The sequence below is a fragment of the Diaphorobacter sp. HDW4A genome (assembly GCF_011305995.1).
GTDB lineage: Bacteria > Pseudomonadota > Gammaproteobacteria > Burkholderiales > Burkholderiaceae_C > Diaphorobacter_A.
Genome location: NZ_CP049910.1, coordinates 2,291,737 through 2,316,044, shown reverse-complemented (window position 1 = coordinate 2,316,044; position 24,308 = coordinate 2,291,737). Strand labels below are relative to the sequence as shown.

Genomic DNA, 24,308 nt, shown 5'->3' with positions numbered 1-24,308 from the left:
TCGGAGACAAGCCCATGCGAACCACCACCCGGCGATTGGCCCTTCACCAACTGGCGTTGGCCGCTGTGGCCGCGATTGGGGCCACCGCCCTTCCCGCGTCCGCACAGGATGCCCAGTCCGTGCGCCTGCTCGTGGGCTATGCCGCCGGAGGTCCTGTGGATCAGGGCGCGCGACTCGTCGGTGCGGCGCTGTCAAGAGAACTCGGTACGACGGTCATCGTCGAAAACAAGCCGGGCGCCAACGCGACCGTCGCCGCTGCCGAGGTCTCGCGTGGCAAGCCCGATGGATTGCTGCTCTGGTTTGCCGCCAGCCCCACAGTTACCATCAGCCCCAATGTGATGACCAAGATGCCGTTCGATCCGGCCAAGGATCTGACGCCGGTCTCTCCCGTACTCAGCTACTACAACGTGCTCGTGGTGAACAACGATCAGCCCTTCAAGACGGCCAAGGAGCTGGTGGACTACGCCAAGACCCATCCCGGCACGCTGAGCTACGGATCGGCGGGTGTGGGCGGCTCGAATCACCTTGGCATGCTGCTGCTCGCCAAGCGCAGCGGCGTGGAGCTCAACCACATCCCCTACAAAGGCAATGCGCCCGCCATGACCGACGTGATCGGCGGCCAGATCAGCATGATGATGGACATCATCAGCACCGCGAGCGGCTTCATCGCCGCCAAGAAGGTGCGCGCGATTGCGGTCACCTCGCCGCAGCGCAACGCCCTGCTGCCCGACGTGCCCGCCGTGGCCGAATCGGGCATCCCTGCGCTCAAGGATTTCGACGTCGGCGGCTGGTACGGCATCTACGGTCCCAAGGGCATGTCTCCCGAGCTGACGGCCAAGCTCAACAAGGCGGTGAACGCGGCGCTCAAACAACCTGATCTCTCCAAGCGGCTCAAGGAACTGGGCTATGACGAATGGGTCGGCGAGCCCCAGAAGCTCGCCGACCGCGCCGCCAAGGAACGCGCGATGTGGGCTACGGTCACCCAAGGCATCGTGGTGGATTGAATTGAAGTGAGGAGATCGCCATGAAGCACCGAGTTCAATCCCATGACCTGAACCGCCGTCAAATATTGGCCAGCAGCCTGCTGCCACTGCTCGGCGCACCGCTCGCCTCACAGGCAGCAAATGCCTGGCCAAGCAAGGCCGTGAAATTCATCGTCCCGTTTCCGCCCGCAGGCCCGGTGGACACCACCGCCCGCGCCGCCAGCCAGAAGCTCGGCGAGCTGTGGAATGTGCCCACCATCGTCGACAACCGTCCCGGCGCAGGCGGCGTGGTGGGCGCTGCGGCAGCGGCCCGCGAACCTGCGGACGGCTACAGCCTGTTTGTTGGCGCCATCCATAACTCGGTCAACCACACGCTGATGGACAAGTTGCCCTACGACATCGAAAAGGATTTCGTCCCGATCAGCTTCGCGGCCCTCTTCCCGGTGTTTCTGGTCGTCCATCCTTCGGTGCCCGCCAACAATGTGAAGGAGCTGATCGCGCTCGCCAAATCGGGCTCAACGCCCCTCAGCTTCGGCTCGGCCGGCAACGGCGGCGGCACGCATCTGGCGGGTGAACTCTTCAATATGCTGGCCGGCACCAAGCTGCAGCATGTGCCCTACAAAGGCAGCGCACCCGCGATGACGGACCTGCTCGGCGGGCAGGTGCAGATCATGTTCGCCGACGCGCCCACCGCGCTTCCGCAGATCAAGGCCAACCGCGTCAAGGTGCTCGGCGTCGCCAACCCCACCCGCTCCGCAATGCGCCCCGAGGTTCCCTCCATCGCCGAATCGGGCCTCCCCGGCTACGAGGCCTATTCGTGGGCGGCACTGTTCGCCCCGGCCAAGACGCCCAAGCCGATTCAGGAAAAGCTCAATCGCGATTTCAACGCCGTGATGAACGACCCCGCCGTGCGCCAGAAGCTGCTCGAAGCCGGCGCCGAGGCCGATCCGGGCACGCAGGAGCAGATGAAGAAACGCCTGCGCTCTGAAATCGAAAAATGGGCCAAGGTGATCAAGGTGGCAGGGATCACGGCAAGCTGAACACCACGCGCCATGCTGAGCCATGCACAATGTGCTCTCATGACGTTTCCGTTTTCACTCCGCTCCCTCGCCCTCTCGCTGCTTCTCGTCGGCTCAACCGCCCCGGTCTTGGCCGAGATGACCCCGGCACAGCGGGAATTTGCCGACTCGATGATTCTCTGCAACTCGCACGCGCTGCTCCTGCACATGTACACGCAAGGGGCCGACGGCAAGCCGCTGCCCGGCGTGCCCAAACCTGTTGACTACAAGGAACTGGCCTACCAGACCGCAGGCAAGGAATACGTGGGCCAATGGCTCGAATCCAATACCGTGCGCGACAAGGCGGTCGCGCAGTTGTCGGAACTGTTGAACACGAAGCCCTACAACGGCTTGAGTGAAAAAGAACGGGACGACCACATGGCCGCCACGTGGACCAAGATCATTAACACCTGCAATGAATACGCGGCGGCAGGACCTGCCAAGGCAGAGCCCAAGAAGCGCAAATGAAGATCTTCCTCCAGTGAGCTGGAAAGTAGAAAGCCCCCATGAAGCCACCATACTGTTTTCTCTGTCACAGAGACTTTCACCTGGACAAAGGCGGGGACTTGGTGCGGTTTGCTGACTACGTGCCGCTGGCGGAAGGGATGATTGGACATCCGAGCGGTTCGGAGTGGTTTTGCCCAGAGCATCTGTCTGCCGCAACCGCGCTCGCCTTCAAGACATCGAGCGAGGCGCTGCATGACCTGCAGCGCGAGTACGGGGAGTTTCCGCCGCTTCCCTTCTTCGGACTAGGCCCCCATCGTGAACCGACGGTGTTGTTCGTAGGCGCGCTCATGCACAAAATCGTTGGAATCGTTCGCAAAATCACCGGGCGCTCGCCTCCAAAAGACAAGTAGCAGCCAACCAGCGGGGCTTTCAAGGTCATTCAGCGCCATTTCCAAGCACTGCAGTGCCCAATCACATTCAGGCTGCCACGCCTCAAGCCCCCATACGAATGATCTGCCGAATCGCTTCGCCCCGCGCCAAGCGGTCAAAGCCCTCGTTGATTTCATCCAGCGTCAGCATCCCGGTGACCAATTGATCGACCGGCAAACGCCCCGCTTCATAGAGCGACAGATAGCGCGCCACATCGCGGCGCGGCACGCAGCTGCCCATGTAGCTGCCCTTGAGCGTGCGTTCCTCGGCCACCAGATGCCATACCGGCAGGCTGATCGCCTGCGCGTTGGCGGGTAGGCCCACGGTAACGGTGGTGCCACCACGCCGAGTGACGCGGTAGGCCAGTTCCAGCGCGGGCGCGGCTCCCACCATCTCGAATGCGTGGTCAACGCCGCCACTGGTCAGGTCGCGCACTTTTTGCACGACCTCCTGATCGCTTGCGTTGAAGGTGTGCGTGGCGCCGAACTGCAGGGCATGCGCGAGCTTGTCGTCGTTCAGGTCGATGGCGATGACGCGCGACGCTCCAGCCGCCGCCGCGCCCATCACGCCCGACAGCCCCACTCCGCCCAATCCGACGACCGCCACGCTCTCGCCCGGCTGTACCTTGGCCGTGTTGGCGACCGCGCCAACACCGGTCATCACCGCGCAGCCAAACAGCGCCGCGATTTCCAGCGGGATCAGTTCGTCGATCTTCTGCACCCCACGGCGCGACACCACGGCATGCTCCGCAAACGCGGACACTCCCACAAAGTGCGAGATGGACTCGCCATTCTTTGAAATGCGTTTTGCACCCGAGAGCAGCGTGCCCGCGACTCCGGCCTGCGCTGCAGGTTCACAAAGTACGGGACGGCCTTCAGCGCACGGCATGCAGTTGCCGCAGCCGGGCACGAAGAGCAGCACGACGTGGTCACCGACCGCGATGTCGGTCACGCCCTCGCCGAGCGCTTCGATCACACCCGAGGCTTCGTGGCCGAGCACGATGGGCGTGGCCCGTGGGCGGTCGCCGTTGATGATGGAGAGGTCCGAATGGCAGACCCCGGCGGCGGCGATGCGCACCAGCACCTCGCCGGGGCCGGGGGGCGCAAGGTCCACCTTCCAGATCTCCAGCGGCTTGCTCTGTGCATAGGGCGCGGGTGCGCCGGTGCGGGTCAGTACGGCTGCACGCGTCTTCATCTTCAACCTTTCAGAAGTTTGCAGGTGCTCTTGACGAGGGGCTTGAACGCCTGGTCGCCCGGGATGGTCTTGAGCACCTTGTAGTAGTCCCATGGATACTGGGATTCCTCGGGCTTCTTCACCTCGACGAGGTACATATCGTGCACCATGCGGCCATCCTCACGCACCTTGCCGTTCTGCGAGAAGAAATCGGTGATCGGCATGGACTTGAGTTGTTTGGCCACGGCCAGACCATCGTCGGTGCCAGTTGCCTGCACGGCCTTGAGGTACTGCGTGACGGCCGAATAGCCGCCCGCGTGCACCATCGACGGCATCTTCTTCATCTTCTCGAAGAAGCGCCGCGCCCACTGGCGCGACTCGGGCGTGCGGTCCCAGTAGAAGCCCGTCGCGAACACCATGCCCTGGCCCTGCTTGAGCCCGAGCGCGTGCACGTCGTTGATGAACATGATGGTCGGCACGACGGTCTGTTTCTTGGTGATGCCGAATTCGTTGGCCGCCTTGATGGTATTGACCGTGTCGGCCGTGGCGTTCGCGAGCGCGATCACCGACGCCTTGGACGATTGGGCCTGCAGCAGGAAAGACGAAAAATCGCTGGCGTTCAGCGGATGGTAGGTGGCGCCGACGATGCGCCCGCCGCCCTCGCCCACGAACTCGTTGAGATTGGCCGTCATCGCCTTGCCGAACGCGTAGTCGACGCCGATGATGTACCAATCCTTCTTGCCCTGCGCGAGAATGCCGCGCACCGCGCTGTTGCCAAGCGCGTAGCTGTCGTAGGTGTAATGGATGGCCGTAGCCGCGCAGTGCTCGTTGGTGAGGATGTCGGACGCGCCGCCGGTGTTCATCACCATCTTGTTGCGCTCGCGGGCCAGGTTGTTGACCGCCACCGCGACCGAGGAGTTGTTGAGATCCACGATCAGATCCACGCCCTCGCGGTCGAACCAGTTGCGCGCGGCCGTCGCGCCCACATCGGCCTTGTTCTGGTGGTCCGCGAAGACCAGTTCGATCTTCTTGCCAAGCACCGTTCCGCCGAAGTCCTGAATCGCCATCCGGGCCGCCTCCACCGAGCCTCTACCCGCCGTGTCGGCATAGAGACCGCTCATGTCGCTGAGCACGCCGATTTTCACCACATCGTCGGAAATCCCGGCGGCCTGAGTCGCACAACCGATGGCAGTACAGACCACCGTACCGGCCTGTAGAAATCGCAAAAACCTGGAACGCATTCGTTGTCTCCTGTGAACTTTTGGCATGAGGAAGCAAGAGCCGACTCCCACCGCTTTCCAACCCGGTACTGGAGCCGCGTCGGATGCTAGTTCTCGCTGCGGTCGGGCGCCTATCTGCGGTTGTGAAAGCACGGGTTCAGCACCGATGAAGCCGGGTTAACACGCAGTGCAACGCGGCCTGAAATCCGCCAGGTAGAACGCTCCGCAAACCGCGAGAAGCCTCCCTTTCAGAATCCCGAATTGCTGGCTCCGCCCTGCGCAGGCATGCTGGGACAATGAACGGGAAACCGGTCTGACAACAGCCCAACACAGGAGACACAGCACCATGCAAATGAGCGCCCAGACGCATTACCAGGCCGAGCTAGATGCCGGCCGTTTCTGCATACAGCAATGTCCGCAATGCAGCAAACATGTCTTCACGCCCCGCGAGCTGTGCCCGCATTGCGGTGCGAGCCCGCTCAAGTGGGTGCGGCCCAGTGGCCTCGGCGTGGTCTATTCCACCAGCACTATCGCCCGCAAGCCCGACGCGGGTGGCGACTACAACGTGGCGCTCATCGATCTGGACGAAGGTGTGCGCATGATGAGCCGTGTCGAAGATGTGCCGCCCGATGCGGTCCACATCGGCCAGCGCGTGCAAGCACGCGTGGCGCAGCGCGATGGGCGCGGGCTGGTGCTGTTCCATCCCGCCAATGCAGACACCAAAGTGAACGGGAGCGCAGCATGAGCATTCCCCAATCGCATCTCGACGCCGCCAAGGCCAACCGCCACTTGCGCGGCCGCATCGCCATTGCCGGAGCCGCCACTTATGGCTGCGGTGAGTCGCCAGGCATGGACGACATGACCTTGCTCGTTCGTGCGGCCCACGCCGCCGTGGCCGATGCGGGCCTCTCCATGCAGGACATCGACGGCCTCGCCACCTGCAGCGTGAACTCCGGCATGTGGACCATGCCGGTGATCGAGCATCTCGGCATCAACCCGACCTATGTGGACGGCACGATGGTGGGCGGCAGCAGCTTCATCGCTCACCTGCTGCCCGCCGTGCGCGCGCTTGATGCGGGACAATGCAATGCGGTGCTTATCTGCTACGGCAGCGCGCAGCGCTCGGCCGCGTTCGGTCGCAAGGAAAGCACGGCCGCACGGCGCTTCATGGACCCACAGCCCTACGAGCACCCGTTCGAGCCGGTGCTGCCAGTCACCGCCTATGCGCTCGCAGCCGCGCGGCACATGCATGAATTCGGCACCACGCGCGAGCAGCTCGCCGAAGTGGCCGTGGCCGCACGCGGTTGGGCGCAGCAGAACCCCGAAGCGTTCATGCGCGATCCGCTTTCCATCGACGACGTGCTGAAGTCCCGCCGCGTCGCGAGCCCGCTCGGCGTGCGCGACTGCTGCCTCGTCACCGACGGTGCAGGCGCCATCGTGCTGACCCGAGCCGACCGCGCGCGAGACCTCAAACAGCCTCCCATCCACGTGCTCGGCAGCGCCACGGCCTGCTGGAACCGCCAAATCTCCTGCATGCCCGACCTCACAACCACGGCTGCAGCCCAGTCCGGCCCGCAGGCCTTCGCGATGGCAGGCTTGAGTGCAAAAGACATGGACATGGCGCAGCTCTACGACGCTTTCACCATCAACACCATCCTGTTCCTCGAAGACCTCGGATTCTGCAAGAAGGGCGAAGGAGGCGCGTTCGTGCAGAACGGCGCAATTGCCCCGGGCGGACGGTTGGCGGTCAACACCAATGGCGGCGGCCTCTCGTGCGTGCACCCCGGCATGTATGGCATCTTCACGCTGATCGAGGCCGTGCGCCAGTTGCGTGGACAGGCTGGGCAGCGCCAGTTGACGCGCGCGCGCACCGCCGTCTGCCACGGCAACGGCGGCACGCTTTCGAGCCAGGCCACGGCAATTCTCGGCACGGCAGATACCGTTTGAACCGTTTGAGCACAAGGAGACTCACAATATGATTCGTGACCAGGAAACGCTGGAAGCCCTGCTCGACAGCGTGAGCCGCTTCGTACGCGAACGTCTCGTGCCCGCAGAAAACATCGTCGCCGAGACCGACGAGATCCCCGAATCCATCGTGCAGGAGATGCGCGAGCTGGGCCTCTTCGGCATGACGATTCCCGAGCGCTTCGGCGGTCTGGAACTCACCATGGAAGAAGAAGTGCGCGTGCTTTTCGAGCTGTGCCAGACCTCGCCCGCCTTCCGCTCGGTGATCGGCACCACGGTGGGCATCGGCTCGCAGGGCATTCTGATGGACGGCACGCCCGAGCAGCAGGAGGCGTGGCTTCCCCGCCTCGCCACGGGAGAACTCATGGCCTCGTTCGCACTGACTGAGCCCGAGGCGGGCTCTGACGCAGCATCCCTGCGCACCACCGCCATCCGCGACGGCGATGCCTATGTCGTCAACGGAAACAAGCGCTTCATCACCAACGCGCCGCACGCGGGGGTGTTCACGCTGATGGCGCGCACCGATCCGTCCAACAAGGGCTCGGGCGGTGTCTCGGCCTTCATCCTCGACGCCAAATCGCCCGGCATCAGCTTTGGCAAGAACGACGCGAAGATGGGCCAGCGCGGCGCGCACACCTGCGATGTGTTCTTCGACAATGTGCGCGTGCCCGCCGCCAACCTCATCGGTCTGAAGGAAGGTCAGGGTTTCAAGACCGCAATGAAGGTGCTCGACAAGGGCCGCATCCACATCGCCGCAGTCGCGGTGGGCGTTGCCAAACGCATTCTTCGCGACGCGCTGAACTACGCTCTCGAGCGCAAACAGTTTGGCCAGCCGATCAGCGAGTTCCAGCTGGTCCAGGCCATGCTGGCCGACAGCCAGGCCGAGATCTACGCCGCCGAATGCATGGTGGTCGATGCCGCCCGCCGCCGCGACGAGGGCCGCAACGTCTCGACCGAGGCTTCCTGCGCCAAGATGTTCGCCACAGAAATGTCCGGCCGCGTGGCCGACAGGGCGGTGCAGATTCTCGGTGGATCGGGGTATCTGTCCGAATTCGGCATCGAGCGTTTCTACCGCGATGTGCGGCTGTTCCGGCTCTATGAAGGCACGACGCAGATCCAGCAGATCATCATTGCGCGGAACATGATTCGGGGCGCCCGGGCATAGCAGTCACTCCGCGGATCGGTCGCACTGCAGCTTGCCCTGCGCGTCCGCCACAAGCAACTCAACCAGCTCGCGCGCGAACGATGGCAGTGCATCCATGCTGCGCACGCAGATCTGCATCTCGCGTACCGACCATGCGTCAGCCAGCGGCACGATGGTGATCGCCATAGCCTGCGCATGGCGACTCGCAGCTGACTCGGGAAGAATACCCACGCCCACGCCGGATTCAATCATGCGGCAGGCGGTCTCGAAGTTGCCCACTTGGATGCGCTGCTTGATCGGGCGATGCAGTTGGTCACTCGCCTGCCGTAAAAACGCATGGATCGCGCTTGATTCATGCAGGCCGACATGGTCGAGTTCGAGCGTGTCGGCAAAGTCCACCTGCGTCTGCCCGTCCAGCGCATGGCCGCGTGGCACCACCAGCACCAGCCGGTCACGCCGGTAGGGCAAGGTTTCCAGATTCTCGGTGCGCACCAGGCCCGCGACGATGCCGATGTCGGTCTGCCCCTCGGTCACCGCGCGCACGATGTCATGTGACAGCCGCTCACGCAGATCGATGTTCACATCCGGATTGCGCCGCAAGTAGTGGCGCAGCACGTCGGGCAAAAATTCGCCGAGCGAGGTGGTATTGGCAAATACCCGCACATGGCCCTTGATGCCGCTGGCGTACTCCTGCATGTCGCCGCGCAGATGTTCGATCTGCCCGAGCACCATGCGCGCATGCGTCACGAACGCCTGGCCGGGCGGAGTCAGCGTCACGCCCTGACTGGTGCGATACAGCAGCTTGGTGCCGATGCTCTCCTCCAGATTTTTGATGCGCGTACTGGCCGCCGGCAGCGATATGAAGGACAGCTCCGCCCCGCGCGTCATGCTGTTGGCTTCGGCAATGTGCACCATGAGGCGCAGGTCTACTAGATCGAAATGCATGGACATGCGGCGATTCTAGGGAAAGTAGCCGCTATCGACGAATGCCTTATACCAATGATTGAGGGCGAATGCCTGCTTAAAAAGAATGGAAGCCGATTTCCAAGAACACGTTCTACCATGTTGGAATATCCCGCCGAAGCGGACAACCACCACGGAGACCTATGGCAACCCCAAGCAGCAACACCGGCCCGAAAGGCGCACTGAGCCACATTCGCGTGCTTGATCTTTCGCGCGTATTGGCCGGTCCTTGGTGCACCCAGAATTTGGCCGACATGGGTGCGGACGTGATCAAGATCGAAAAACCCGGCGAAGGCGACGACACGCGCCACTGGGGTCCGCCGTTCTTCAAGGACGAAGACGGCAACAACACGACAGAAGCCTGCTATTTCGCGTCATGCAATCGCAACAAGCGCTCGGTCACCGTGGACATGGCCACGCCCGAAGGCCAGACACTGATCCGCGAACTGGCCCAGAAAAGCGATGTGCTCGTCGAGAATTTCAAGACCGGCGGTCTCAAGCGCTACGGCCTCGACTACGAGTCGCTCAAGGCGCTCAATCCGCGCCTGATCTATTGCTCCGTCACCGGCTTTGGTCAGACCGGCCCCTACGCACCGCGCGCGGGCTACGACCTGCTGGTGCAGGCGATGAGCGGCCTCATGAGCATCACCGGCCGCGCCGATGGAGAGCCCGGCGGCGGACCGATGCGCGTGGGCGTGGCGGTGATCGACCTGTTCACCGGCATGTACGCGACCACAGCGATTCTCGGCGCCATCGAGGCCCGCCACCACACCGGGCGCGGCCAGCACATTGACATGGCCCTGCTCGACGTGGCCATGGCCGTGCTCGCCAATCAGGGCGCGGGTTTTCTCAATGCGGGCAACATCCCCCAGCGCCTTGGCAATACGCATCCGAGCGTCGTGCCTTATCAGGACTTTCCCACGGCCGATGGCAACATGCTGCTTGCTATCGGCAACGACGGCCAGTTCGCGCGCTTTTGCGAAGCGGCTGGAATCGACTGGGGCAGCGGCGACTCATTCCGCACCAACAGCGCGCGCGTCAAACACCGGGACGAGCTGATTCCCCGCATGTGTGACATCACCCGCCAGCGCACCACTGCCGAATGGGTGACACTGCTCGAAGACAAGGCCGTGCCCTGCGGCCCGATCAACAACATCGCCGAGGCCTACGCCGACCCACAGGTGCAGTCGCGGAACATCCGCGTCGAACAGGATCGCTTTGCCAACGCACCTGACGACCTTCAGGTCGCCAACCGCATCACCACCGCCGCCAGCCCGCTGCGCCTGTCGGACACCCCCACGACACTGCGCCATGCGCCGCCTTCGCTCGGCCAGCATACCGACCAGGTGCTGCAGGCTGAACTGGGGCTCACGCGGGCCCAGATCGACGGCCTTCGAAGCCGCAAGGTGCTCTGAAGGACTGGCTTCAAACTGAAAACGCGCGCAGGTACTCCTATTCGCAATATCCCGTGAACTAGCAGCAAAAACAACCATGACCGTCGAGCAGGTCTCGGTTCCGAGACCTGCAAGCAATTGTTTAGACAACTAACATTGGAGTTCAATTCAAAGCACGGCTGAATGAATGCAGTGTGTTTGGATTCTTGTGTGGGTATGTACTTTGAACCCGCGCCCACGTTCATGCGAGCCTTCGCTGAACGCGTCGACGCCCTTTCTCAGATGTGTTTCAGCCGGGAATCCAGCCGCTGATTTCACCGGGCGGTCCAGCGGTTCTCCTTCGCTTGCCAACAAGCGAATCTGGCAGGTGGTTTCCTCTCGGTTCTTCAGCGACATTCGCGGTCGTGTGATTCAAGAACCGAGGAACGCCCCATGAACGATCCCATCGAAAAGAACATAGAACCACGGCGCGGCTTTCTGCGCCGCATGATTGCCGTCGTGCCCGCCTCCAGCCTCGCGGCCGGTGCAGCGGTCACGCAGGTGGCATGCACCTCGGATGGAGCCAACACTCCGCTGTCTTCGGCCCACGCTGGCACGACGAACGCCAAGTACTCACCCAGCTATCTGAACGATGCGGAATGGGCGTTCGTCGTCGCAGCCGTCGACATTCTGATTCCCAAGGACGAGATCGGTCCCGGCGCCGTTGAGGCAGGCGTGCCCGAATTCATCGACCGACAGCTGGAAATGCCCTGGGGCCACGGCAAGCTCTGGTACATGCAGGGTCCGTTCCACCCCGAGGTCGTGCCGCAGCTCGGCTACCAACACAACATGACGCCGCGCGACATGTACCGCCATGGCGTGGCCGATTGCGACGCATGGTGCAAGACGAACCACGACGGCAAGACCTTTGCCGAACTCGACAAGAAGCTGCAGGACGAGATCCTGCACCAGCTCGACGAGAGCAAGATCGAACTGCCCAACATTCCCGCCAAGCTGTTCTTCAACCAAGTGCTGGCCAATGCACGGGAAGGCTTTCTGGCCGACCCCATCTACGGCGGCAACAAAGGCATGGTGGGCTGGAAGATGATCGGTTTCCCCGGCGCGCGCGCGGACTTCATGGACTGGGTCGACCAGCCCAACAAACCCTATCCGTTTGGACCTGTTTCCATCAACGGTGAACGCGGATAAGGAGTCGGAAAAATGACGATCAAAAAAGACAAAGTGGACGTGGTGCTGGTGGGCTTCGGTTGGACCGGCGCCATCATGGCTCAGGAACTCACCGAGGAAGGCCTGCAAGTGCTGGCGCTGGAACGCGGCCCGATGCAGGACACCCCGACCGACGCCAAGTACCCCAAGGTGATCGACGAGCTCGCATACTCGGTGCGCGGCAAGCTCTACCAAGATCTCTCGACCGAAACCGTCACCGTGCGCCACAAGACCGGTGATCTGGCCGTGCCCTACCGCCAGCATGGCTCGTTCCTGCTTGGCAACGGCGTGGGCGGCGCGGGCTTCCACTGGAACGGCATGACGTTCCGCAATCTGCCCGAAGAACTGCGTCTGTACAGCAACACGGTCGAGCGCTACGGCAAGAAGTTCATGCCCGAGGACATGACCCTGCAGGATCATGGCGTGACCTACGAGGAACTCGAGCCCTACTACTCGCAGTTCGAATACGTGTGCGGTACATCCGGTACGGCCGGTGTGCTCAATGGCGCCAGGCAGGCGGGCGGCAATCCGTTTGAAGGCAGCCGCTCCAAGGCCTACCCCACCCCCGCGCTCAAGTACGTGTACGGTGAATCGCTGGTCGAAAAGGCCGCCTTGGCCGCTGGCATGCACCCCTACCCGCTGCCTGCATCGAACGCCTCCGAGCCCTACACCAACCCTTATGGCGTGCGTCTGGGCCCCTGCAATTTCTGCGGCTTCTGCGAGCACTACGGCTGCTACATGTATTCCAAGGCATCGCCGCAGACCACCATCATGCCGGCACTGATGAAGAAGCCCAACTTCGAGCTGCGCACCCGCGCGCACGTGCTCAAGGTCTTGATGGACAACCAGGCCAAGAAGGCCACTGGCGTGCTGTACGTCGACTCACAGGGTCGCGAGGTCGAGCAGCCCGCCGATCTGGTGATTCTGTGCGCCTACCAAATGCACAACGTGCGCCTGCTGCTGCTCTCGGGCATCGGCAAGCCGTATGACCCCCAATCGGGCGAAGGCGTGGTCGGCAAGAACTACGCTTACCAGATGAACGGTGGCGTCAGCGTGCTGCTCAAGAAGGGCACCTATCTCAACCCGTTCATCGGCGCAGGTGCATCGGGCGTGGTGTGGGACGACTTCAATGGTGACCAGTTCGACCACGGCCCTCACGGCTTCATCGGCGGCGCGACCACCAAGCACGCACGTGCCGGTGGCCGCCCCATCAAGCAATCCGCCATCGCTCCGGGCACACCCAAGTGGGGCTCGGGCTGGAAGGCTGGCATGCAGGAAGGCTACCAGCGCATTCTCAACATCGGCCTGTCCGGCTCGGTGATGCCCTACCGCGACTCCTACCTGGATCTCGACCCCACCTACCGCGACGCCTACGGCATGCCTCTGCTGCGCATGACGTTCGACTGGCATGACAACGAGTTCGACATGCTCAAGTTCGTGGGCGACAAGGCCGAGCTGGTCGCCAAGGAATTGAACCCCGAAAAGATGTGGTCCAGCATCCGCAAGAAGGGCTCGCACTACGACGTGCGTCCTTACCAGACCACCCACAATACGGGCGGAGCCATCATGGGCACCAACCCGAAGAACAGTGTGGTGAACCGCTTCCTGCAATGCTGGGATGTGTCCAACGTGTTCGTGCAAGGCGCGAGCGCCTTCCCCTACAACATGGGCTATAACCCGACGGGTCTGGTCGGTGCGCTCACCTACTGGTCGGTGCACGCGATCCGCACGCAGTACCTCAAGAACCCTGGCCCTCTGGTCCAGGCGTAAGGAGGCACGAACATGAACATGCGCAAAACCACCACCACACTCACCGCCTGCGGCGCAGCCATCGTCGCCGTGGCTCTGCTCGGAGGCTGGGGCCTGTCGCGCGCCACGCAGGCCCATCTCGATGACGTGAAGGCTCAAGCGGAAAGCAACACCATCTTCAAGACCGCCGCCGAACCCAAGCTGCCCGACAACCCCGAAGTGCAGCGCGGTGCCTATCTCGCGCGCGTCGGCGACTGCGTGGCCTGCCACACCGCGCCAGGCGGCAAGCCGTTCGCAGGCGGCCTCGGCATGGAAACGCCGATCGGCAAGGTCTACTCGACCAACATCACGCCCGACAAAACCACCGGCATCGGCAGCTACTCGCTCGAAGAGTTCGACAACGCCGTGCGCCACGGCGTGGCCAAGCAGGGCCATACGCTCTACCCGGCCATGCCCTACACCTCGTATGCCTACGTCAAGTCCGACGATGTGAAGGCCATGTACGCCTACTTCATGCAAGGCGTGCAACCCGTCGAGCAAGCCAACAAGGCCACCGACATCACCTGGCCACTGTCCATGCGCTGGCCGCTCGCCGTCTGGCGCAAGATGTTCGCCCCGGCCGTCACCACCGACAACACGGCCATCCCCGAAGGCGACAAGATCGCCGTCGGCCGCTATTTGGTCGAGGGCCTCGGTCACTGCAGCACCTGCCACACGCCTCGCGGCGTCGCGTTGCAGGAAAAGGCGGGCACTGATGCCGATGGCACGGCCTTCCTGTCCGGCAGCGTGCTCGAAGGCTGGCTCGCCCGCAATCTGCGCGGCGACAAGGCCGACGGCCTAGGCAACTGGAGCGAGCAAGACATCGTCGAGCTGCTCAAGACCGGCCGCAACGCCCACGGCGCAACATTCGGATCGATGGGCGACGTGGTCTCGCACAGCACCGAGCACATGACACAGAACGACCTGCAGGCCATGGCCGCGTACCTCAAGACGCTCACCCCGCTCAGGCCCGACGCCCCCGCCCTAGCCTACAACGACAGCGCCGCCAAAGCCATGTTCGACGGTTCGACCAAGGACGTAGGAGCCCTGCTCTTCGTCGACAACTGCGCCGCCTGCCACCGCACCAGCGGCAAGGGCTACGACGGTGTCTTCCCCGCACTCGCGCTCAACCCCAGCGTGAACGCGCAAGACCCGAGCTCGGTGATCCACCTCATCTTGCAAGGCGCAGAAATGCCCAGCACGACCGAGGCCCCCACCCACTTCGCCATGCCCGGCTTCGCCGACCGCCTGACGAACGAAGAAGTCGCCCACATCGCCACCTTCGTGCGCAACAGCTGGGGCAACCAAGCGCCAGCAGTGACCGCAGATCAGGTGAAAAAGCTACGCAAACAAGTGCAAGCCGCAGCAGCGCCAGAACGCAGCAAGTAAGCGAAGCAAAGCACAAAAAACAAAAGGCCAGTCGGACAAAATCCGCTGGCCTTTTTGCATTTTCCCCGCATCAAAACAGCAGGCCAACGAAGCGAACAGAGCGCCTGAAACCGCCACCCCAACGGCAAGACGGCCCCTCAGGCTAGGCGCGAAGCCGCAGACAGTACGCCTGTACGGCAAGGCTTCGCAACAACGCATGAGGGGCCGTATTGCCGCCTCAAAACGATCAACCAATCGCCGCCAGAAAGGCGGCGTAAACACAAAAAACTAAAGCTGATGAACAACGAGACGAAACTCCGGATCATCAGGAAACGCCTTGATTTCAAAGCCTAGACGCCGCATGAGCTTGAGCATGTTGGGATTGTTGCCTAGTACTAGTCCTTGAATTTCGGCAAGCCCGCGATCGCGTGCGACTTCCATGATCGCCAGCATCAGCCGCGAACCGAGCCCCCGCCCTGCAAAATCATCCGCCACCAGCAACGCGAACTCGCAGCTCGACTGATCAGGATTCGTCACATAACGCGACACACCAACAATGCGCTCGGTCTCGGTCACCTGCCCTTGCTCATCAACCGCACTCTCCTTTTGTACCGCCACCAGTGCCATTTCGCGGTCGTAGTCGATGAGCGTAAAACGCGCGAGCATAGACGTAGGCAGCTCGGCAAGCTGAGAGACGAAACGGAAATACCGGCTCTCCGGTGACAGCTCGCGCACCAGCCTTTGCAGCATCTGCGCGTCGTCTGGACGGATCGGACGCACATGGTATTCACCGCCGCCGCGCATCGGCCAGATCTGCTCATAACGAGCGGGGTACGGCATGATCGCCAGATGCGCGTAGCTCGAATCCGCGCCGAGCAAACCCGTCGTGAGCGTGCCCGATGCGCCGTGCGTGGCCTCGCCGACGACGATGCGCGCATCAACCGCGACGACACCGTTGGCATCCACGATCAGCGGGTTGATGTCCATCTCGCGCAGCTGCGGCAGCGCGCAGGCCATTTCCGAGACGCGCAACAGCACCTGCTCCAGCGCTTCGAAATTCACCGGATCGGCGCCGCGCCATTCACCCAGCGTCTCGGCCACGCGCGAGCGTTCGATCAAGCGGCGTGCGAGAAACTGGTTGAGCGGCGGCAGCTCCATCGAGCCATCGTCCATCAGCTCGACCATGGTGCCGCCCGCGCCAAAGGTGATGACCGGGCCGAAATACTCGTCACTCACGAGACCAATGCAGATCTCGCGGCCACGCCGGGCCCGCGCCATGTTCTGCACGGTCACGCCGTTGATGCGTGCCGTGGGCTGCAGCCGCGCCACGCGCTGCACCATGTCGGCATAGGCATCGCGCACGGCGGTGCCAGTGTGCACGTTGAGCGCCACACCGCCGACGTCGGACTTGTGGCTGATGTCGGGCGAATCGATCTTGAGCGCGACCGGGTAGCCCAGCTGCGTGGCGATCATCATCGCCTCGTGCGCGCTGCGCGCCTGCAGCGTGCGCGTGACCGGAATGTGGAAGGCCGCGAGCAGCGATTTGGACTCCATCTCGGTGAGCACCTTGCGGCGCTCGGCGAGCACGCTTTCGATGACGAGGCGCGCACCCTCGATATCGGGCTTGGCGAGGGTCGACAGTGATGGCGGCGTCTGTAGCAGCAGTTGCTGGTTGCGGTAGAAGGTCGAGATATTGCAGAACGCGCCCACCGCCGCCTCGGGCGTGCGAAAGCTCGGGATCTGCGCCTTGCGCAGCGTCTGGCGTGCGGGCAGCACGAGGGTGTCGCCCAGCCAGCTGGTGAGCAGCGGCTTGTTCATCGAGCGCTTGGCGTCCGAAAGCGCCTGCGCGACCGCCGTCGCGTCCCTGCCGGGCTTGGGCGAGAAGATGGCGAGTACGCCGTCGATCTGCTTGTCTTTGTTGGTGGCCTCGATGGCGAGGCGGTAGTGCTCGGGACCGGCCTCTTCGGACAGATCGATCAGCTCCGACAAGGTGGCGAGCGGCGGCAACTGCGGTGCCAGTGCGGCTGCCACCTCGGCCGACAGATGCCCTAGCCCCAGCCCCTTTTCATTGATCCAGTCAGCCGCAAGCACGCCGGGGCCGCCGCCGTTGGTGATCACCGCCAGCCGTTGGCCGACCGGGCGGTAGCGCGAGGCCAGGCATTTCGCTGCCGAGAATAGCTCCACGAACGTGCTCACCCGCACGGCACCGGCGCGGCGCAGCGCGGCGTCGAACACCTCGTCGCTGCCGACGATAGCGCCGCTGTGCGTGAGCGCGGCCGCATTGCCTGCAGGCTTGCGTCCTGCCTTGAGCACGATGACTGGCTTGGCATTCGCGGCGGAACGCAGTGCGCTCATGAAACGGCGGGCGTTCTGGATGCCCTCCATATAGACGACGATGCTCTGCGTACGTGGGTCGTTCGCCAGAAAATCAAGGACAGCGGCGATGCCCAGATCGGTATGAGGGCCGAGCGACACCACGCTCGAAAAGCCTACCGCATTGCTGCGTGCCCAATCAAGGATCGAAGCAGTCAGCGCGCCCGACTGGCAGATCAACCCGAGCGATCCCTCCGCCGCGAGCGGCCCGACGGCACTGGCGTTGAGCTGCAGCGACGGACGCTGTATGCCAAGCGAGTTGGGACCAAGCAGAAACATGCCCTCGCGCTTGGCGATGCGTTTCAAGTCGGACGCCTGCGCCTGCGACATGCCGGTGGACAACACGATGGCCGCGCGGCAGTTCATGCGACCCGCCACCTCCATCGCGGCGACCACTTCATCGGCAGGCAGCGCGATCACCGCGAGATCCGCGCGCGCCTGCGCCAGATCGGCGAGCGTGCCGCTGGTGTGGATGTCCATGAACGTCAGGCTGCCGGTGAACTTCTGGGCGCGCAGGGCTTCGTGGACATTGCGCGCCAGCGGCGACAGGGACTCCGGCTTGTCGCCCGGCCCCGCCAGCACGACGACCGACGCAGGGGCGAACAAGGGGGTAAGGTAGTGCTTATCCAACATGGTGATGATGAAACGACAGTGGCTGACCGGCACCTGTCCTTGCAGTGAAGGCAGGCAACTCACGAAAGCACATTGTCTTGCACTTGAGGGGAAACCATAGCCTCAAACAACACGGCGTTTGTTTTTGGTCATAGTGCGGGAATTTCGAACTGCATAGCAGCCCACGCGGGTCAGCGCCCGCCGTTCGAGCCGTCAAACGGCGGCTTGAATCGCCTTGGTCCCGCGCATCTGCTGCACCACTGCCAGCGCGGTCGACATTGCCGCGCCCCGGTGCGCGCTGGTGAAGGCATGGCAGCGCGAGGCCAGCTCGGCAAGGCGCTCGGGCTCGTTGACGAGGCGCACGGATTCGAGCACGCCCGCATCCATGTCGGCCACCCGCAGCGCCACTCCCGCCTCGGCCGCGAGTTCGGAAGCCTCGGCAAAATTGAAGGTGTGCGGTCCCATGATGACGGGGCAGTCGCAGGACAGCGCCTCGATCAGGTTCTGTCCGCCCAGCGGCTCGAAGCTTCCGCCGAGCATCGCCGCATGGGCCATACCGTAGTACTGCGCCATCTCGCCCATGCTGTCGCCAAGCCAGACGTCGGCGGCCTCCGGCGCATCGCCCCATGCGCTGCGGCGCGAGACCGTCAGACCCGCATCGATGCACAGCGTAATCACCTCATCAAAACGTTGTGGGTGGCGCGGCACGAGCAGCCACTGCACCTGCTGATGCCTGCTCGCGAAGCCCACGCGTTGACGCAGCCAAGCCTGCAGCCAGGCGGCCTCTTCGCCCTCGCGGCTGCTCGCGAACAGCACGACCGGGCGCTCGCTGGTCACACGCCAAGCGCGGCCACGTTCGAGCAAGGCGGCATCGGGTACGCTGTCGAACTTGAGATTGCCGAGCACGCCGCGCACCGGCGCGCCGACGTCGGCAAGCCGCTTGGCGTCGGCCTCGGTCTGCGCCCAGACGGCGGACAGGCTGCGGTAGGCGGGCCCGGCCAGCCATGACAGCCGCTTGGCACCGCGCCACGATTTTTCATTCATGCGCGCGTTCGCCAGCACCAGCGGAATGCCGTGCGCCTTGCATCCTGCCACCAGATTGGGCCAGATCTCGGTCTCCATCAGCACGCCGATATCGGGCTGGAAGTTCAGCAGAAATCGACGCACCGCCTGAGGTGAATCCCATGGCTGCCAGACCTGGATGTCGTCATCCTGCAGCAGCTTCTTGCCCTCTTCGCGGCCGGTGGCCGTACCATTGGTGAGCAGGAGCTGCATACTTGGCAGCAGCTTGCGCAGTTCCTTGAGCAGAATGGCGGCGGCGCGCGTTTCGCCAAGCGACACGGCATGGATCCATATCAGCGGCCGGGCGAACGTACCCGCCACATCTGCTACGCCCGCCACACGCGGCGGCGTGTCATAGCGCCCAAAGCGCTCGCCAACGGCCATGGCGTAGCCCGGTTCGGATTGCGCGCGCCGCACCAGCTTGCGCCGCAAAAGCGGTGTCGCAAGCCGGATTGCCAGTGAATACAGACCTCTCACAGAACGCTCAGTGAGCCGCTCCGCCCACCTTCGCGCCGGGCTTCACGCGCTCAAGCAGCGCCAGCATTTCGGTCTCGATGCGGTGCATCGCTTCCTCGGTGTGGCCTTCAAAACGCAGCACCAGCACGGGCGTGGTGTTGCTCGCGCGGATCAGGCCGAAGCCGTCCGGCCAGTCCACACGCAGGCCGTCGATGGTGCTGAGCTGCGCAGGAGCGCTGAACGTGGAGGCAGCAATTTCCTGCAGTTGGGCAGTCAAACGATGCGGCTCACCCTCTTCGCACGACACATTGAGTTCGGGCGTCGAAAAACTGGTCGGCAAGGCATTGAGCACGGCGCTGGGGTCAGCGCTCTTGCTCAGAATTTCGAGCAGGCGGCAACCCGCGTAGGTGCCGTCGTCAAAGCCGAACCAGCGCTCCTTGAAGAAAATATGGCCGCTCATCTCACCGCCCAGAGGTGCGTCGAGCTCCTTCATACGGGCCTTGATCAGCGAATGGCCGGTCTTGTACATGACGGCCTTGCCGCCAGCCGCCTCGATGGCGGGCGCGAGGCGCTGGGTGCACTTCACGTCAAACAGGATGGACGCACCGGGCACGCGCGAGAGCACGTCCTGCGCGAACAGCATCATCTGGCGGTCGGGGAAGATGTTCTCGCCACCCTTGGTGACGATGCCGAGGCGGTCGCCGTCCCCATCGAACGCAAGGCCGAGTTCAGCGTCGCTGTTCTTGAGCGCCGCGATCACGTCCCTCAAGTTGTCCGGCTTGCTGGGATCAGGGTGGTGGTTGGGGAAATCACCGTCCACCTCGGAGAACAGCTCGATCACCTCGCAGCCGATGGCGCGGAAGATGCCCGGAGCCGAAGCGCCCGCAACGCCGTTGCCGGAGTCAACGACGATCCTCATCGGACGCGCGAGCTTGATGTCGCCGACGATGCGGTCGGTGTAGGCTTTGAGCACGTTGGCCTCGCGGATGCTGCCGCCCTCGTGCGCCTGCCAGGACTGCGCGTCCATCACCCGGCGCAGGTTCTGGATTTCCTCGCCATAGATGGCCTTGCCCGCGAGCACCATCTTGAAGCCGTTGTAATCCTTGGGATTGTGGCTGCCGGTCACCTGAATGCCGCTGTGGCACAGGGTGGCGGCCGCGAAGTACAGCATCGGCGTAGTGACCATGCCGACGTCGATCACCTCGATGCCCACGTCCACCAGACCCGTCATCAGTGCCGCAGACAGTGCGGGGCCGGACAGGCGCCCGTCCCGGCCCACTGCGACCACCCGTTCACCCTTGGCGCGCGCGGCCAGCCCGAACGCCCGGCCCAGATTGCGGGCTACGTCTTCGTTCAGAGTGCTGGGAACAATACCGCGAATGTCATAGGCTTTGAAAATGGCTGGCGAAAATGGCACGGAACAACCTGTCGATGAAGTTGAAAAACGGACTCGATTGTAGGCGTGCCGGATGGAGCCATCGTTGCTATCAAATTTCATGGAAACGGTTTTTGATGGACATGTCCGAAAACGGCCAGCTTCCAGCGCCGCCTTCCCTATCATGAAGCCATGACCGAGATCGCACCAACCTCCGTGACCCAAGTGGAAGACGCCCGCTATCTGGCCGTCAAGGCGCGCGACGCGCGTTTCGACGGCAGCTTCTTCACGGGCGTGACCAGTACCGGCATCTACTGCCGTCCGGTTTGCTCGGTACGCGTGCCGCGCCGGGAAAACTGCCGCTTCTTCGATCTGGCGGCCCAGGCCGAACATGCCGGATTCCGTCCCTGCCTGCGCTGCCGCCCGGAGCTGGCTCCGCAGGCCTTGATTTGGTCGAATCAGGACGCGAGCGGAATTCTGCTGCAACAGGCGCTGCGCATGCTCGATGCGCCCGAGAACTGGGCTGATGCAGAAGGCGGTGCGGTCATCGACTGGCTGGCCAGCCGCCTCGGGGTCACGGACCGCCATGTGCGCCGCATCTTCAGCACCGCGTTGGGCATTTCGCCACTTCAATATCTGCAGACCCGCCGCCTGCTCGCGGCCAAACAGCTGCTGACCGACACCACGCTGCCAATCACCCAGGTGGCGCTCGCCAGCGGATTTCGCAGCGTGCGCGGCTTCAATGCGGCGTTTCTGCAGCATTACTCGCTCAAGCCCAGCCAATTGCGAAAGGACGGCGGCGAATCGAGTGGCGGGGATGCGGTGCAGTCGCATGTGATCCGCCTTGGTTGGCGTCCGCCTTATGACGTACAGGCCATGCTGGGCTTTCTCAGCACCCGGACCATTGCCTCGCTGGAACAGGTGGAGGCCGCGCTCCCCAAAGGCCTGCCCGGCATGCGACGAACCTTGCGCATGGGCGATGGCGCAAACGCGGCCAAGGGCTGGTTTGACGTGCGCTTTGACGAGCCGTCAACCCGGCTGCTGCTGGTCGTGAGTGATTCCCTGCTGCCGGTGCTCCCGGCGCTGATCGCCCGCATCCGCGCCATGTTTGATCTGGATGCGGATCTAGGGGTGATCGACGGCGTTCTTACGCCCTTCTTCCATGCAGGTGAAGGCATGCGGGTGCCGGGGGCCGCGGACGGTTTTGAGCTGGCGGTGCGCGCCGTGCTGGGCCAGCAGATCACCGTGGCCGCCGCACGCACGCTGGCGCAGCGGCTGGTGCAGAACTTCGGAGAGCCCATCGCCACGCCGTGGCCGGAGCTGTCACGGCTGTTTCCCACGGCCGATGCCTTGACCGCAGCGAGCAGCGACGAACTCGGATCGCTCGGCATCGTGCGCCAGCGCCAGCAGGCGATCAAGGCGATTGCCGCCGCCGTCGCCAAAGGCAAGCTGCGCCTGCAGCCCGGCGAAGACCCCGAACGCACCATGGCCGCGCTGCGCGAGCTGCCCGGCATTGGCGACTGGACCGCGCAATACATCGCGATGCGCGCCCTGCGCTGGCCCGACGCGTTTCCCGCTGGCGATGTCGCGCTGCAGTCGGCGCTGGGCATTGCGCGCGGCGCCAGCGCGGCGCGCGATGCACTCGCGGCGTCGCAGGTCTGGCGGCCATGGCGCAGCTATGCCGTCATCCGCACCTGGGCCGGGCTGGCCCGCCGCTGATATCGAGCCCCTTGCAAACCGACCATCCGGAGCATTTCCATGACCACTTTTTCCAACGATCTCGCCTGCACACGCTTTTCCACCATTTTGGGCGACATGTACGCAGCCGCCTCCGACCAAGGTCTGGTCGGTCTCTGGTTCCATGACCAGCGACACCTACCCGCGCAGCTCTCGTCCGATCTGCCGGATCCCCTCTGGCGGATGGACGACAAACACCCGGTGCTGACCAAAGCCAGAGACCAGGTTCGCGAGTTCCTCGACGGCAAGCGCCGCGACTTCGATCTGCCACTGGATATTTCCGCAGGTACACCGTTCCAGCGATCGGTCTGGCAGGCCCTGCTCAACATTCCGACCGGCAAGACGACCACCTACGGTGCCCTCGCCCGCCAGCTAGGCAAGACGCAGGCCATGCGCGCCGTCGGCGCTGCCGTAGGGCGGAATCCACTGAGCCTGGCCGTGCCCTGCCACCGGGTTCTCGGTCAGGACGGTAGCTTGACCGGCTATGCTGGCGGGCTGCCGCGCAAGACCGCTCTGCTGACGCTCGAAGGCGCGCTCGCGGGCGGCATTTCCGATGTCTCTGACGTTTCCAAGAACTGAAAACAACATGCCCCTCACACCCGCGCCAGCCAGCCCGGCGCAACGCTCCTGGGTTCCCGAGTTCCTGTTGCTGTCCTCGATCTGGGGCGCATCGTTTCTGTTCATGCGCATGGGCGCGGTGGAATTCGGCCCATTTCCCACGGCTGGTTTGCGCGTGGCGCTTGCAGCGGTCTTGCTGATTCCATTCGTGGTATTGACCGGTGAATGGCCCGCCCTGCGCCGCCACTGGAAAACCGTGATGCTCGCTGGCGTAATCAATTCGGCGATTCCGTTTGCGCTGTTCGCCTGGGCGGTGATGCACATCACCACCGGCCTCACCTCCATTCTGAACGCCACCGTGCCATTGTTCGGCGCGCTGGTCGCATGGATCTGGCTGGGCGAGCGCATCCAGCGCCTGCGCTGGCTGGGGTTGCTGCTTGGGTTCGTGGGTGTTGCGCTGCTGGCGTGGAAAGCGCCCGGTGGCGCGGGCATGAAGAGCGGCGATGCCGGCTGGGCCATCGCGGCTTGTCTCTGCGCCTCCATCTGCTACGCGGTGGCGGCCAACTTCGCCAAACGATATCTGGTGGGTGTTCCTCCTCTTGCCAGCGCCACAGGGAGCTTGATCGGTGCCAGCATCTGTCTGGCCGTTCCGACCATCGTGAACTGGCCATCACAAATGCCCGGCCCCCGTGCTTGGGGCGCCGTCATCGCCATCGCCATCCTGTGTACCGGTCTTGCCTACTTCCTGTACTTCCGGCTCATCGCCAACGCGGGGCCAAGCCGCGCCGTAGCCGTCACATTTCTCGCTCCCGCCTTTGCCGTCCTGTATGGTTTTCTATTTCTTCACGAAACGGTCACGCTGTGGATGTTGGGTTGCGCGGTAATCATCGTATGTGGAACCATGCTGTCCACGGGGCTGATCAAACTTGACAGCAACGGAAAGTGAGTTTGTCTGACAACTCCAATCTGCACTAGCTATTTACACCCGAAACCAATA

20 protein-coding genes are annotated in these 24,308 nt (G+C 63.6%); 14 read left to right on the top strand and 6 right to left on the bottom strand.

Annotated elements, in window-relative coordinates:
- Positions 1-14 precede the first annotated feature (14 nt).
- The 4 genes from G7047_RS10395 to G7047_RS10380 are packed head-to-tail and all read left to right on the top strand — an operon-like array spanning position 15 to position 2,898.
- The gene (locus G7047_RS10395; RefSeq protein WP_166304556.1) at positions 15-1,004 is read left to right on the top strand and encodes a tripartite tricarboxylate transporter substrate binding protein; all 990 of its coding nucleotides are present in this window, start codon (positions 15-17) and stop codon (positions 1,002-1,004) included.
- 20 nt (positions 1,005-1,024) lie between these two features.
- Positions 1,025-2,023 (top strand): tripartite tricarboxylate transporter substrate binding protein, encoded by a 999-nt coding sequence (locus G7047_RS10390; protein ID WP_166304553.1) that lies wholly within the window; start codon positions 1,025-1,027, stop codon positions 2,021-2,023.
- A gap of 39 nt (positions 2,024-2,062) precedes the next feature.
- Positions 2,063-2,509, top strand: coding sequence for a hypothetical protein (locus tag G7047_RS10385; RefSeq protein WP_166304550.1), 447 nt, complete (start codon positions 2,063-2,065; stop codon positions 2,507-2,509).
- Positions 2,510-2,547: 38 nt separating this feature from the next.
- Positions 2,548-2,898, top strand: a complete 351-nt coding sequence (locus G7047_RS10380; RefSeq protein ID WP_166304547.1) for a hypothetical protein — start codon at positions 2,548-2,550, stop codon at positions 2,896-2,898.
- Between the two features lie 82 nt (positions 2,899-2,980).
- Here the strand turns inward: G7047_RS10380 and G7047_RS10375 are convergent, their stop codons facing one another.
- Both G7047_RS10375 and G7047_RS10370 read right to left on the bottom strand, forming a co-directional pair.
- Positions 2,981-4,111, bottom strand: a complete 1,131-nt coding sequence (locus G7047_RS10375) for a zinc-dependent alcohol dehydrogenase family protein (protein WP_166304544.1) — start codon at positions 4,109-4,111, stop codon at positions 2,981-2,983.
- A gap of 2 nt (positions 4,112-4,113) precedes the next feature.
- On the bottom strand, positions 4,114-5,331 hold the full coding sequence (locus tag G7047_RS10370; protein ID WP_166304541.1) for an ABC transporter substrate-binding protein: 1,218 nt from the start codon (positions 5,329-5,331) through the stop codon (positions 4,114-4,116).
- A gap of 325 nt (positions 5,332-5,656) precedes the next feature.
- Here G7047_RS10370 and G7047_RS10365 point away from each other — a divergent pair, with 325 nt between their 5' ends.
- The 3 genes from G7047_RS10365 to G7047_RS10355 are packed head-to-tail and all read left to right on the top strand — an operon-like array spanning position 5,657 to position 8,440.
- A complete protein-coding gene (locus tag G7047_RS10365) occupies positions 5,657-6,055 on the top strand; it encodes a Zn-ribbon domain-containing OB-fold protein (protein ID WP_166304538.1) in 399 nt (132 codons plus the stop codon).
- On the top strand, positions 6,052-7,257 hold the full coding sequence (locus G7047_RS10360; RefSeq protein ID WP_166304535.1) for a thiolase: 1,206 nt from the start codon (positions 6,052-6,054) through the stop codon (positions 7,255-7,257). The genes G7047_RS10365 and G7047_RS10360 overlap by 4 nt, the downstream gene beginning before the upstream one ends.
- A gap of 28 nt (positions 7,258-7,285) precedes the next feature.
- On the top strand, positions 7,286-8,440 hold the full coding sequence (locus G7047_RS10355) for an acyl-CoA dehydrogenase family protein (protein WP_166304532.1): 1,155 nt from the start codon (positions 7,286-7,288) through the stop codon (positions 8,438-8,440).
- Positions 8,441-8,443: 3 nt separating this feature from the next.
- Here the strand turns inward: G7047_RS10355 and G7047_RS10350 are convergent, their stop codons facing one another.
- Entirely contained in the window at positions 8,444-9,370 is a 927-nt protein-coding gene (locus tag G7047_RS10350) for a LysR substrate-binding domain-containing protein (RefSeq protein WP_166304529.1), read from the bottom strand.
- A gap of 155 nt (positions 9,371-9,525) precedes the next feature.
- Between G7047_RS10350 and G7047_RS10345 the strand changes: the two genes are divergently transcribed.
- The 4 genes from G7047_RS10345 (at position 9,526) to G7047_RS10330 (ending at position 15,159) form a co-directional block, all read left to right on the top strand.
- A complete protein-coding gene (locus G7047_RS10345; RefSeq protein WP_166304526.1) occupies positions 9,526-10,797 on the top strand; it encodes a CaiB/BaiF CoA-transferase family protein in 1,272 nt (423 codons plus the stop codon).
- Between the two features lie 423 nt (positions 10,798-11,220).
- Positions 11,221-11,964, top strand: a complete 744-nt coding sequence (locus G7047_RS10340; protein ID WP_166311995.1) for a gluconate 2-dehydrogenase subunit 3 family protein — start codon at positions 11,221-11,223, stop codon at positions 11,962-11,964.
- Between the two features lie 12 nt (positions 11,965-11,976).
- Positions 11,977-13,752, top strand: a complete 1,776-nt coding sequence (locus G7047_RS10335; RefSeq protein WP_166304523.1) for a GMC family oxidoreductase — start codon at positions 11,977-11,979, stop codon at positions 13,750-13,752.
- A gap of 12 nt (positions 13,753-13,764) precedes the next feature.
- Complete coding sequence (locus G7047_RS10330) at positions 13,765-15,159, top strand: cytochrome c (protein ID WP_240939438.1); 1,395 nt, start codon at positions 13,765-13,767, stop codon at positions 15,157-15,159.
- Between the two features lie 267 nt (positions 15,160-15,426).
- On the opposite strand, the gene G7047_RS10325 is transcribed toward G7047_RS10330, so the two are convergent.
- The 3 genes from G7047_RS10325 to G7047_RS10315 form a co-directional block, all read right to left on the bottom strand.
- Positions 15,427-18,144 (bottom strand): bifunctional acetate--CoA ligase family protein/GNAT family N-acetyltransferase, encoded by a 2,718-nt coding sequence (locus G7047_RS10325; RefSeq protein ID WP_166304520.1) that lies wholly within the window; start codon positions 18,142-18,144, stop codon positions 15,427-15,429.
- Between the two features lie 192 nt (positions 18,145-18,336).
- Entirely contained in the window at positions 18,337-19,617 is a 1,281-nt protein-coding gene (locus tag G7047_RS10320) for a 3-deoxy-D-manno-octulosonic acid transferase (RefSeq protein WP_240939437.1), read from the bottom strand.
- 52 nt (positions 19,618-19,669) lie between these two features.
- The gene (locus G7047_RS10315) at positions 19,670-21,058 is read right to left on the bottom strand and encodes a phosphomannomutase/phosphoglucomutase (RefSeq protein WP_166304517.1); all 1,389 of its coding nucleotides are present in this window, start codon (positions 21,056-21,058) and stop codon (positions 19,670-19,672) included.
- Positions 21,059-21,208: 150 nt separating this feature from the next.
- Between G7047_RS10315 and G7047_RS10310 the strand changes: the two genes are divergently transcribed.
- From G7047_RS10310 to G7047_RS10300, 3 genes are read left to right on the top strand one after another with little or no spacing between them, the layout of a single operon-like run.
- Positions 21,209-22,735, top strand: a complete 1,527-nt coding sequence (locus G7047_RS10310) for a DNA-3-methyladenine glycosylase 2 family protein (protein WP_166304514.1) — start codon at positions 21,209-21,211, stop codon at positions 22,733-22,735.
- A 39-nt stretch (positions 22,736-22,774) separates the two neighbouring features.
- Complete coding sequence (locus G7047_RS10305) at positions 22,775-23,332, top strand: methylated-DNA--[protein]-cysteine S-methyltransferase (protein WP_166304512.1); 558 nt, start codon at positions 22,775-22,777, stop codon at positions 23,330-23,332.
- 7 nt (positions 23,333-23,339) lie between these two features.
- Entirely contained in the window at positions 23,340-24,257 is a 918-nt protein-coding gene (locus G7047_RS10300) for a DMT family transporter (protein ID WP_166304509.1), read from the top strand.
- Positions 24,258-24,308 lie beyond the last annotated feature (51 nt).